This is a genomic window from Rhizobium sp. PRIMUS64, assembly GCF_023006465.1.
Classification (GTDB): domain Bacteria; phylum Pseudomonadota; class Alphaproteobacteria; order Rhizobiales; family Rhizobiaceae; genus Rhizobium; species Rhizobium leguminosarum.
In genome coordinates this window covers 1-9,791 of the sequence record NZ_JALBGX010000194.1, presented here as the reverse complement: position 1 = coordinate 9,791, position 9,791 = coordinate 1, and the positions used below count along the sequence as shown (strand labels likewise).

Sequence of the window (9,791 nt, the reverse complement as noted above, 5' to 3'; positions counted from 1 at the left end):
CCGCACTGGGCTCAGCGCGCCGACGATCGGCCGGCGCATGCTGGCGCTCGAACGGGTGACGGGGCGCTCGCTGTTCAGCCGCGGCCCTACCGGCTATCTGCTGGCCAAGGATGGGCAGGCGTTGCTCGATCGCGTCCGGCTGATGCAGGATGCGGCGCGCGCGATCTCCGACTGGCGCGGCGAGGTGCTGACGCTGCCGATCGTCTCGACGGCCGCCGACAGCTGGACCTCGCGCTTCATCGCCGACCATCTGGCCAACGTCTGGACGCCGAAGGACAGTTTCCGCATGTGCTACAAGACCCGCGACACGGGCGTCGATTTCACTTACCGCGAGGCGCATATCGCCATTAGCCATAGCCGGCCGGAGAGCGGCAACGTCGCCATCCGCCGTTCGGTCCAGGTGGCGCATGCGGCCTATCAGTCGGCCGGCTATGACGAGACGAATTGCAACTGGATCTCGCTCGGCACCGATACCGCCGTCACGCCGGCCGACAAATGGACTTTCGAGCAGCCGGATTATTGGATCACCAGCTGGACGAACACGCCACATATGCTGTTTTACCTCATCCGCGGCGGTGCCGGCCGCGGCGTGCTTCCCTGTTTCATCGGCGATCAGGAGCGCAGGCTCGTCCGCGCCGGGCCAGTGATCGACGAACTGACTTACGAGATGTGGATCGTTGCGCATGACGACGAACGGCAACGGCCGGAGGTCAGGATCGTCATCGACCGTCTGGCGGCGCTCTTTGCCGATCATGAAGAGCTGTTTGCCGGGCAGAGACCGTCCGCTTGACGCGGCGGAATGAGAAACGCGGGCCATTCGACCCGCGTTCACTAATAGGTAGGCTCTCGCCGGCTCAGGCGGCGAGATGCCGCTCGATCTCGTCGACCGGCATATTGGTATAGTCTTTCGCCACTTCCGCGGTGATCACCGCCTGCGTATCGGCGCGGAGTGCCGGCCGCAGCGTGCCAAGCGCCTTCGGCGGTGCAACGAGGACGATGCGACGGGCCTTCTTTTCCTGCACCAAGTCGTCGAGCTTTCCCGCCACCTGTTTCAGAAATTCGGCTTCGGCCTGATCCTGCCAACTGGTCTCCTCGACAGCGCTGCCGCTCAGTCCGTCTGCAGCATGGGTTCTGCCAGGCTTATCGGCGCCAATCTCGCGATCCGGCGCGCTCGGCTGCGTCAGGGTTTCCAGCACCTTCAGGTTCACCAGTTGGGCATCGCCGGCATTCTGCATGATCAGAGCCTTGGCTCCATCGCAGACCACGACCCATGATTCCCAAGGGATTTTGACATCAGTCATCTTCAACTCCTCGCTGTCGTCATTCGAAGCGCGCCGTGCTTCATCGATCAAGGCACAACGCTCGGCCATTGAAAGAGTTCGGGAAAATTGCGCCGAAATCGAACGGGGCGGCGATCCGGCCGGTCCTTGCTGCGTAGAAAGGCCAAGGTCGGGAGATTGACAATGAAGACATCACTGCTCGCCTATGCCGGCGCCTTTCTCACCCTTCTCATCTGCGACGGGATATGGCTCGGCCTCATCGCCCGCAACTTCTACCGCGACCAACTGGGGACGCTGATGCTGCCCTCGCCCAATCTTGCGGTCGGCGCACTGTTCTACCTGTTCTTCGCCGCCGCAGTGGTTGTGCTTGCAGTGCTGCCGGCGCTGTCGGCAGGCTCGATCGCCACCGCATTTCTCCACGGTGCCATTCTGGGACTAGCGGCCTATGGCACCTATGACATCACCAATCTTGCCACGCTTCGCAACTGGCCAGTCGTCATGAGCCTGGTCGACATGGCCTGGGGCACGGCTCTAACGGCGCTGACCGCCGCCGGCGGATATCTTACCGTCAGATTTTTTGGCTGAAACGGGAGGCTCGGAATGGAAACCGCGTCCCGATAATGAACATGAAGGCGTCCCGCTTGGGAACAAAGTTTGAAATCGTTAAAATTGTAATTTTATGTTTGACGAATGTGCAAAACATTCATGTGACCTTGGTTGGGATCAAGACCAGTTGCTCGATCAAGCCAGCCTGAATGAGATCAAGGTCAGCTTGATTGAGATAAACCCCCAATGCGTCCTGACTGACGGAGAATGTGAATGACTATGCTCCGCGCTACACACCTTGCCACGGTCAAGTCCGCCGTCTACGACCTGCGCTGGGAAGAATTCAGCGTCAAACGGCCAGCCCGCATCGTCGCCGTCCGGCCGTGCCTCACAGGCGTCTCCATGCGAAGCGCCGAGATCATCGATATCTCCCAGGGTGGCGCCACCTTCGTCGTCTCGACCACGGCCGGCCTGCCAAAGCACTATTATCTCAACATTCTTGGCCTCGCCTATCGCATCGGCTGCGCCGAGGTCTATCGCCATAAGGAACGCATCGGGGTGCGGTTCATCAACATCATGGACCCCGAGGTTCTGCGCCGCGTCGTCCGCACCGATTTCCTCGTCGGCAACATGGAAGCAATTGCCGCCCGGCGTGCGCCGATCTTCCGCGCCTGAACAGGCCGCAGTTGCGGAAATAATCTTGCTTGCGTTGGCCGTACCCGGGCCTATTGTTGCGCCAATTGTCATTATGTCCGGGAAACTGCCGTCGCATGTCCGCCTTTTCGCGCTTCACACCTCTTGCCAGCGCCCTGCCTTCCACAGTCCCTTTCGTCGGCCCGGAGGCGATCGAGCGCCAGCGCGGGCTTGCCGTTTCGGCGCGCATCGGCGCCAATGAGAACGGCTTCGGCCCAGCTGCCTCCGTGTTTGCAGCGATGCGCGAGGAAGCCGGCAATATCTGGAAATACAACGATCCGGAGAACTTCGCGCTCCGGGAAGCGCTTGCAGCCCATCTCGGTATCTCGTCCGCCAATATCGCCATCGGCAGCGGCATCGACGAATTGCTCGGTCAGATCGTCCGGCTGGTGATCGAGCCGGGCGCGCCCGTCATCACCTCGCTCGGCGCCTATCCGACCTTCAATTTCCATGTCGCCGGTTTCGGCGGTCGGCTGGTGACCGTTCCCTACGCAAACGACCGCGAGGATCTCGACGGCCTGCTCGATGCCGTCAAGCGCGAGAATGCGCCGCTCGTCTATTTCGCCAATCCTGATAATCCGATGGGCAGTTGGTGGGATGCCGACAGTATCGTAGCTTTCGCCCGTTCGCTGCCCGAGACGACACTGATGGTGCTCGACGAGGCCTATAGCGAAACGGGGCCGGCAGGTTCACTGCCGTCGATCTCCTCGCTGATCGAGCTGCCGAACGTCGTTCGCACCCGCACCTTCTCCAAGGCCTACGGACTTGCCGGCTCACGCACCGGCTACGTGATCTCGACAGCAGGCACGGCGCAGGCCTTCGACAAGATCCGCAATCATTTCGGCATGAACCGGCTGGCAACGGCCGCAGCGCTCGCCGCCCTCAAGGACCAGGCCTATCTCGTCGAGGTGGTCGGGAAAATCCATGCGGCGCGGGAGCGGATCGGCGGTATCGCCCGGGCGAACGGTCTTGAGCCCCTGCCCTCGGCCACGAATTTCGTGGCGATCGACACCGGCCGCGACGGCGCTTATGCCAGGGCGATCGTCGACGGGCTGATGGAGCACGGGGTTTTCATCCGCATGCCTGGCGTGGCGCCGCTTAATCGATGCATTCGCGTCAGCGTCGGGCCGGAAGCGGATATGGCGTTGCTCGAAGAGACGCTGCCGCAGGTCCTGAAAGAGATCGGCCGATAAAACGGAAAAACCGCGGCCGGTGGAGGATATCCGGTCGCGGTTCTCTTCTCCCGGCGTCGGCCCCGTCCAAAGCGCCTCGCCAGCCCCTCTTTTTGAGGTTGTTATTGCTGCTCTTGTCGATTCCTTAGTGAACCGTCATCCACTCGCGGGCGGCGCGCAGCGCTGCTGCGAGCTGCATCTTGTCCATGGCGGCGGCCACGTCGGCACGAAGCTCGGCGGCGCGATCGTTGCCCTTGATTGCGGCGATGTTCAGCCATTTGTGGGCTGAGACGAGATCGACTTCGCAGCCGCGGCCGGTCGCATACATCAGACCCATCTCGCAGAAGACATCGGCGCAGTTGTTGTCGCCACCCATGGTGGCCGTTTCAGCATTGTGCATTTCAAAGCGTGCCATCGGTTTTATCCCTGTTAGCCTGTTTATGACTGACCCTGTTTTACCTCTAGGCCTTGCCGTCTATCGCGGCTTGTGGCCCTTGCGGTCCGGCGGGTTTGCCCCGCTCGTTTGATGTGGTTCACTATGCCAAACGGCTTTCAAAAAACGCCTAAAATGCATGATTAATTTGCGACAAACAAAGTGCAAATGCTTGGTAAATTTGGGTTTTTGTTAAACATCAGATTCCTTGCGAATTAAGGGTTTTCGCTCGAATTTTACGAAAGATTCAGATTTGAAAATAAAGAGATCGTTCATCATGAAATCAGCAGGCGATATCTTTCCAAGCTCGCCGCATGGCTTTTTTCTCCTGTTTTTCATCCGATCAGCAAGATAGCAATCGGGCTTATTTACCTTTACGTTCGCGTCAGTTATTTTCGCGACCGATCTAGGACATCATGGAGGAAAAGATGATCCGCAGCTTCGTTCTCGCCGGCGCCATCGCAATGATCGCGGGTATAGCGCATGCCGAGGAGCCGATCGTCGGCAACTGGAAGACGGCCGCCGGTGATACGGCGGTGATCGCATCCTGCGGCGGCAGTTACTGCGTGACACTGAAGACCGGTAAATATGCCGGCCGGAAGATCGGCACACTGGCGGGAACCGGCGGCAGCTATGCCGGCGAGATCACCGACCCGGCCGCCGAAAAAACCTATAGCGGCGCGGGCAAGGTTTCCGGCAATTCGCTGAGGATGCAGGGCTGCGTGATGAAGATCCTTTGCAAGTCGCAGACCTGGACGCGGCTCTGAGGCCATAAGAAGGCGCAACGATCATCCCAAACGCTGAGGCATGCCGGCGCGCCGGCATGCCTCGAAGCCTTTTGCGGTCTCCTCCGCTACGCCAGCCGGCGAAGTCGAATGGCGTCGAATTCGCCCAGCGACCCCTTCAAATCCTCCCCGCAACCTAGCCGAGCCTGCCCGGCAAGCTGAACGGCTGATGAACCGGCATCTCAGCACTCGTTCAGCCATCGCATGCCAAAACTATTGTCACGATAGAGTTGCGTATCGGGGACAAGGGGATGAACATCTATATTCTGGCAAGACGCTTTAGCATTATCACGCTGTTTGCGGCGATCTTCGCTATCACGTTTTCGGCGGTCGTGGTGCACCAGGGTGGCGGCGGGGCGCAGTCGCATTTCGGGGCGAGCTATACCTGCCTGGAGAGAAACGGCACCTTCTGCGCGCCTACGGTGCGATGACTGGAATCCGACACGGAAAAGGATAAAAAAACGGAATCCGCCGGCGCGCGTCGTTTGCTTGTCAAAAACAACTCTCTATAATGCGTCATGAACAAACGAATCTCCCCTTTGTCGCCCCTCGAAATATCCTCTCCACCACCTTTCCAGCCTGAGAGTTTCGATGATCCCGCCAAGGCGGTCGAGACGCTGATGGCGCTTTACGAGCGCAATACGGCGTTCCTGATCAAGAGCTTCGCCGAACTTGCGCAGGGCGCTCCGATTTCCTCGCGCTACCGCGCTTTTTATCCGCAGGTCAGCATCGAGACAACAAGCTTCGGCCATGTCGATTCGCGGCTTTCCTATGGCCATGTCACGGCACCCGGCATCTATACGACGACAGTCACCCGGCCGAAGCTCTTCAAGCATTACCTGAAGGAGCAGCTGGCGCTCTTGATGAAGAGCCACAATGTTCCTGTCATCGTCTCGGAATCGACGACGCCGATCCCCTTGCACTTCGCCTTCGGCGAGGGTGCGCATGTGGAAGCATCGACGACCGCATTCGTCGACATTCCGATGCGCGATATCTTCGACACGCCCGACCTCAATACCACCGACGACGAGATCGCCAATGGCGAATATATCCCGCCGCCGGGAGAGCCCTCGCCGCTCGCGCCGTTCACCGCGCAACGCATCGACTACTCGCTCGCCCGATTGTCGCATTATACGGCGACGCATGCCGAGCATTTCCAGAATTTCGTGCTGTTCACGAACTATCAGTTCTATATCGACGAATTCTGCAGCTGGGCGCGCAAGATGATGGCGGAGGACGGCGACGGCTATACTGCTTTCGTCGAGCCCGGCAATGTCGTCACCCTGCCCGGCTCGAAGGCACCGGAAACGGATGCCGCCCTCACCCGCCTGCCGCAAATGCCAGCCTACCATCTAAAGAAGAAGGGCCATGCCGGGATCACCATGATCAATATCGGCGTCGGCCCGTCCAACGCCAAGACAATCACCGACCACGTCGCAGTGTTGCGTCCGCATGCTTGGCTGATGCTCGGCCACTGCGCCGGTCTGCGCAACAGCCAGCGGCTCGGCGACTATGTTCTGGCCCATGCCTATATGCGCGAGGACCATGTTCTCGACGACGACCTGCCGGTCTGGGTACCGATCCCGGCGCTGGCCGAGGTGCAGGTGGCGCTCGAAGCCGCCGTTGCTGAAATCACCGGCTATGAGGGTTTCGAGCTGAAGCGCATCATGCGCACCGGTACCGTCGGCACGATCGACAACCGCAACTGGGAACTGCGCGACCAGCGCGGGCCGGTGAAGCGGCTCTCCCAGGCGCGCGCAATCGCACTCGACATGGAATCGGCAACGATCGCCGCCAACGGCTTTCGCTTCCGCGTGCCCTATGGCACGCTGCTCTGCGTCTCCGACAAGCCGCTGCATGGCGAATTGAAACTGCCGGGCATGGCAACGGCCTTCTACCGCACGCAGGTCAACCAGCATCTGCAGATCGGCATCCGCGCCGTCCAGAAGCTTGCCGCCATGCCAAAGGAAGCGCTGCATTCACGCAAGCTGCGCAGTTTCTTCGAAACGGCCTTCCAATAGGCCGTTTCCTCATCTGCCCGTCACGACAGGCGACGAACCGTCTGCCAGCATCTGCGGCCTGCCGGCGGCGAGGTACAGCCCTGATATCAGCAGGGTGAAGGCCACGAAGACGAAAGCGATGCGCAGAAGAACCTTCAGCGCATCGGCATCGTCGAGCCCCAGCGGACGCTTCTCACGGCGGCGTGCCCAGATGTGGCTTGCCAACGCAATTTCAAGAATGCTCATTACAGGTCTCCTCGACAAGTTTCGATGAAGCCTTGTCGAGTGCTGCCTTGCGATTTCGACAGCCGGCCGGCACAAAGATTTTTGCCGCCGCTGTCGAAATGCGTGGAGCTCGGTCGTCCAGGGTTATTGAAACGCTCACAAGGAGGCTGTCCGCGATGAAATATCTCTGTCAGGTCTGGTTCGATGGCGGGGTACTCGACGCCATGACGAAAGAAGAGAAGGCCGAACTCGACACCAATTCCTTGAACTATGACAAGGACCTCGTCGAAAGCGGCCATATGATCGTCGCCCAGGCACTGCAGTCGCCGAAATCGGCAGTGACTGTCCGAGTGCGCAACGGCGAGATGTCGGTGACGGACGGTCCCTTCGCCGAGACGAAGGAGGCGCTCGGCGGCTTCATCCTGATCGAGGCCAAGGATCTCAACGAAGCGATCCGCATTGCCGCCGGCATCCCGCTCGCCAGGCTCGGCGCGATCGAGGTGCGACCCATTCATTCCTTCGGCAAAGACGCGTGAGGAGACGGCGATGAAATATCTCTGCCAGGTCTGGTTCGAAACCGCAAAGATCAGTGCCATTTCAGCCGAGGACGGCGAAAAGCTGACACGGGATTCGATCATCAACGACGACAGGCTACGCGACAGCGGCCACCTGCTGGTGGCGTTGGCGCTACGCGAACCTTCGACGGCAATGACGGTCAGGGTCCGCAACGATGCGGTGACGACGACCGACGGCCCCTTCGCCGAAATCAAAGAGCATCTCGGCGGCTTCGTGCTGATCGAGGCGAAAGACATGGAAGAGGCAACTGATATCGCCGCCACTTTTCCCGTAGCGCGATACGGCTCCATCGAAGTGCGGCCAGCCTATTCGATCAAGGAGGAATGCTGAGCCATGCGTTACATCTGCCTGATCTACAATTGCGCCGACACCGACGGCATGCTGACATCGGAAGAGACCGATGAACTCGTCAAAGCGCATTTCGCCTTCGACGAGGAGCTGCGCCGCGACGGCATCATGATCCATGCCGATGCGTTGGAGATGCCTGAGACGGCGACCGTGCTGCGCGTTCGGAACAACACGCTGTCGGCCACCGACGGCCCCTATGTCGAGACGAAGGAGCATTTGGCCGGCTTCTATGTCATCGAGGCACCGGATATGGTGAAGGCTAGGGAAATTGCCGGTCGGATCCCTTCGGCACGTTACGGCGCCGTCGAACTGAGGCCCGTGCGAATGCTGACCCTGCCGGACTGAGGTGGCCCTTTTGGAACGCGTCATCGAGGAGATCTACCGAACGCAATCGCGCCGGGTGCTGGCGACGCTGATCCGCCTGCTCGGCGATTTCGACCGGGCGGAGGAAGCGCTTCACGACGCCTTCGCCGCAGCTGCCCGGACATGGCCAACGGACGGCATTCCCGGCAATCCCTTCGCCTGGCTCGTTTCCACGGGGCGCTTCAAGGCGATCGACACGATTCGGCGGCGGGCGCGTTTCGATGCTTCACAGCATCACATCGAGGACAGCCTCTACTCGCCCGACGCAACTTACATCGGCGACATGGAACCGATCGAGGACGACATGCTGCGGCTGATCTTCACCTGCTGCCATCCGGCCATCCCGGCCGATGCGCAGATGGCGATGGCACTCAGAGAAATCTGCGGGCTAACCACCGAAGAAATCGCCCACGCCTTCCTCACTCCGGCGCCGACGGTAGCCCAGCGGATCGTGCGCGCCAAGAGCAGGATCCGGGTTGCGAAGATCCCCTACGAGGTTCCGGGCCACGAGGCGCTGCCGCCGCGGCTCGACCAGGTGCTGCACGTCATCTACCTGGTCTTCAACGAGGGCTATTCCGCCTCTTCGGGTGAAGACGTGGTCCGGGCCGACTTGACCGCAGAGGCGATACGTCTGGCGCGGCTGCTTCTGGCGCTGCTGCCGCATCCCGACGTCTCCGGCCTGCTGGCGCTGATGCTGCTGCAGGATTCCCGTCGCACCGCCCGCCGCGGCGAGCAGGGATCGCTGGTGCTGCTTGCCGATCAGGACCGCTCGCTCTGGGACCGTGCGAAGATTGCGGAAGGCCTGGCGCTGCTCACAGAAGCAATGCGGACGGGAGAGGTCGGCACCTATACGCTGCAGGCGGCGATCGCCGCCGAGCATGCCAAGGCGCCGGCTGCCGAGGAAACCGACTGGCGACGGATTGCCTTCTATTACGATCTGCTTCTGGCGGCGCAGCCCTCCTCGATCGTCGAGCTCAACCGCGCCGTGGCGATCGCGATGGCGGAAGGGCCGGCCAAGGGGCTGGAACTGGTCGATGCCATTCTGGCACGCCGGGAGCTGCGGGCCTATCACCTCGCCCATTCGGCACGTGCCGATTTCCTTCGCCGTCTCGGCCGGAAGCAAGAGGCGATCGCGGCCTATGAAACGGCGCTGTCGCTCTGCCGGCAGGAGCCGGAGCAGGCGTTTCTGCGAAAACGGATTTCAGAGCTTGCCGCGACGTCCGAGCGGCAGTGAGATCGCGGTGCCGGTCAACGCCGAGACGATGATCAGCAGGTGGGCATTGACGCTCGCCTGTGCCAGCGCGGCAAGGGCCAGCCGCTCGCTCGATGCTCCCAAGGCGATGGCGCCGGCGGTGATGCCGGCCGGATAG

Annotated in this window: 14 protein-coding genes and 1 pseudogene; 11 read left to right on the top strand and 4 right to left on the bottom strand. The window is 60.9% G+C overall.

The window, feature by feature from the left end:
* The coding region (locus MOV76_RS36570; protein WP_247266378.1) for a LysR family transcriptional regulator at window positions 1-790 on the top strand (790 nt) is incomplete at its 5' end.
* A gap of 64 nt (window positions 791-854) precedes the next feature.
* Here MOV76_RS36570 and MOV76_RS36565 read toward each other — a convergent pair.
* Entirely contained in the window at window positions 855-1,301 is a 447-nt protein-coding gene (locus tag MOV76_RS36565) for a host attachment protein (protein ID WP_026188334.1), read from the bottom strand.
* A 162-nt stretch (window positions 1,302-1,463) separates the two neighbouring features.
* On the opposite strand from MOV76_RS36565, the gene MOV76_RS36560 reads away from it, so the two are divergent.
* The 3 genes from MOV76_RS36560 to MOV76_RS36550 all read left to right on the top strand — a co-directional run bounded on the left by MOV76_RS36560 (window position 1,464) and on the right by MOV76_RS36550 (window position 3,712).
* Window positions 1,464-1,865, top strand: a complete 402-nt coding sequence (locus MOV76_RS36560; RefSeq protein ID WP_028734296.1) for a DUF2177 family protein — start codon at window positions 1,464-1,466, stop codon at window positions 1,863-1,865.
* 234 nt (window positions 1,866-2,099) lie between these two features.
* Window positions 2,100-2,501 carry a pilus protein PilZ gene (locus MOV76_RS36555; RefSeq protein ID WP_003578226.1) on the top strand — a complete coding sequence of 134 codons (402 nt, stop codon included), beginning with the start codon at window positions 2,100-2,102 and terminating at the stop codon, window positions 2,499-2,501.
* A 95-nt stretch (window positions 2,502-2,596) separates the two neighbouring features.
* Entirely contained in the window at window positions 2,597-3,712 is a 1,116-nt protein-coding gene (locus tag MOV76_RS36550) for a pyridoxal phosphate-dependent aminotransferase (protein ID WP_028734297.1), read from the top strand.
* Window positions 3,713-3,836: 124 nt separating this feature from the next.
* Here the strand turns inward: MOV76_RS36550 and MOV76_RS36545 are convergent, their stop codons facing one another.
* Window positions 3,837-4,106 (bottom strand): sel1 repeat family protein, encoded by a 270-nt coding sequence (locus tag MOV76_RS36545; protein ID WP_064654007.1) that lies wholly within the window; start codon window positions 4,104-4,106, stop codon window positions 3,837-3,839.
* A 446-nt stretch (window positions 4,107-4,552) separates the two neighbouring features.
* On the opposite strand from MOV76_RS36545, the gene MOV76_RS36540 reads away from it, so the two are divergent.
* From MOV76_RS36540 to MOV76_RS36530, 3 genes are all read left to right on the top strand, one after another.
* Window positions 4,553-4,891 (top strand): DUF2147 domain-containing protein, encoded by a 339-nt coding sequence (locus MOV76_RS36540; protein ID WP_003558027.1) that lies wholly within the window; start codon window positions 4,553-4,555, stop codon window positions 4,889-4,891.
* A 269-nt stretch (window positions 4,892-5,160) separates the two neighbouring features.
* Window positions 5,161-5,340, top strand: a complete 180-nt coding sequence (locus tag MOV76_RS36535; RefSeq protein WP_018241368.1) for a hypothetical protein — start codon at window positions 5,161-5,163, stop codon at window positions 5,338-5,340.
* An 87-nt stretch (window positions 5,341-5,427) separates the two neighbouring features.
* Entirely contained in the window at window positions 5,428-6,930 is a 1,503-nt protein-coding gene (locus tag MOV76_RS36530) for an AMP nucleosidase (protein ID WP_026230822.1), read from the top strand.
* Between the two features lie 9 nt (window positions 6,931-6,939).
* Here MOV76_RS36530 and MOV76_RS36525 read toward each other — a convergent pair whose 3' ends face one another.
* The gene (locus MOV76_RS36525; protein WP_247266377.1) at window positions 6,940-7,155 is read right to left on the bottom strand and encodes a hypothetical protein; all 216 of its coding nucleotides are present in this window, start codon (window positions 7,153-7,155) and stop codon (window positions 6,940-6,942) included.
* A gap of 155 nt (window positions 7,156-7,310) precedes the next feature.
* Here MOV76_RS36525 and MOV76_RS36520 point away from each other — a divergent pair, with 155 nt between their 5' ends.
* Genes MOV76_RS36520 through MOV76_RS36505 form a run of 4 tightly spaced genes read left to right on the top strand, consistent with a single transcriptional unit; the run spans window position 7,311 to window position 9,655 of the window.
* Window positions 7,311-7,670, top strand: coding sequence for a YciI family protein (locus MOV76_RS36520; RefSeq protein WP_018447352.1), 360 nt, complete (start codon window positions 7,311-7,313; stop codon window positions 7,668-7,670).
* A gap of 10 nt (window positions 7,671-7,680) precedes the next feature.
* Window positions 7,681-8,040 carry a YciI family protein gene (locus tag MOV76_RS36515; RefSeq protein ID WP_018447351.1) on the top strand — a complete coding sequence of 120 codons (360 nt, stop codon included), beginning with the start codon at window positions 7,681-7,683 and terminating at the stop codon, window positions 8,038-8,040.
* Between the two features lie 3 nt (window positions 8,041-8,043).
* Window positions 8,044-8,403 (top strand): YciI family protein, encoded by a 360-nt coding sequence (locus MOV76_RS36510; protein WP_247266376.1) that lies wholly within the window; start codon window positions 8,044-8,046, stop codon window positions 8,401-8,403.
* Between the two features lie 10 nt (window positions 8,404-8,413).
* Window positions 8,414-9,655 carry an RNA polymerase sigma factor gene (locus tag MOV76_RS36505; RefSeq protein WP_247266375.1) on the top strand — a complete coding sequence of 414 codons (1,242 nt, stop codon included), beginning with the start codon at window positions 8,414-8,416 and terminating at the stop codon, window positions 9,653-9,655.
* Here the strand turns inward: MOV76_RS36505 and MOV76_RS36500 are convergent.
* A pseudogene (locus tag MOV76_RS36500) lies at window positions 9,623-9,791 on the bottom strand (UPF0104 family protein); the annotation flags it as partial. The gene MOV76_RS36505 and the pseudogene MOV76_RS36500 overlap by 33 nt on opposite strands.

Coding starts and splice junctions, on each gene's coding strand:
- MOV76_RS36565 (WP_026188334.1), bottom strand. CDS start 1,301: ATGACTGATGTCAAAATCCCTTGGGAATCATGGGTCGTGGTCTGCGAT.
- MOV76_RS36560 (WP_028734296.1), top strand. CDS start 1,464: ATGAAGACATCACTGCTCGCCTATGCCGGCGCCTTTCTCACCCTTCTC.
- MOV76_RS36555 (WP_003578226.1), top strand. CDS start 2,100: ATGACTATGCTCCGCGCTACACACCTTGCCACGGTCAAGTCCGCCGTC.
- MOV76_RS36550 (WP_028734297.1), top strand. CDS start 2,597: ATGTCCGCCTTTTCGCGCTTCACACCTCTTGCCAGCGCCCTGCCTTCC.
- MOV76_RS36545 (WP_064654007.1), bottom strand. CDS start 4,106: ATGGCACGCTTTGAAATGCACAATGCTGAAACGGCCACCATGGGTGGC.
- MOV76_RS36540 (WP_003558027.1), top strand. CDS start 4,553: ATGATCCGCAGCTTCGTTCTCGCCGGCGCCATCGCAATGATCGCGGGT.
- MOV76_RS36535 (WP_018241368.1), top strand. CDS start 5,161: ATGAACATCTATATTCTGGCAAGACGCTTTAGCATTATCACGCTGTTT.
- MOV76_RS36530 (WP_026230822.1), top strand. CDS start 5,428: ATGAACAAACGAATCTCCCCTTTGTCGCCCCTCGAAATATCCTCTCCA.
- MOV76_RS36525 (WP_247266377.1), bottom strand. CDS start 7,155: ATGAGCATTCTTGAAATTGCGTTGGCAAGCCACATCTGGGCACGCCGC.
- MOV76_RS36520 (WP_018447352.1), top strand. CDS start 7,311: ATGAAATATCTCTGTCAGGTCTGGTTCGATGGCGGGGTACTCGACGCC.
- MOV76_RS36515 (WP_018447351.1), top strand. CDS start 7,681: ATGAAATATCTCTGCCAGGTCTGGTTCGAAACCGCAAAGATCAGTGCC.
- MOV76_RS36510 (WP_247266376.1), top strand. CDS start 8,044: ATGCGTTACATCTGCCTGATCTACAATTGCGCCGACACCGACGGCATG.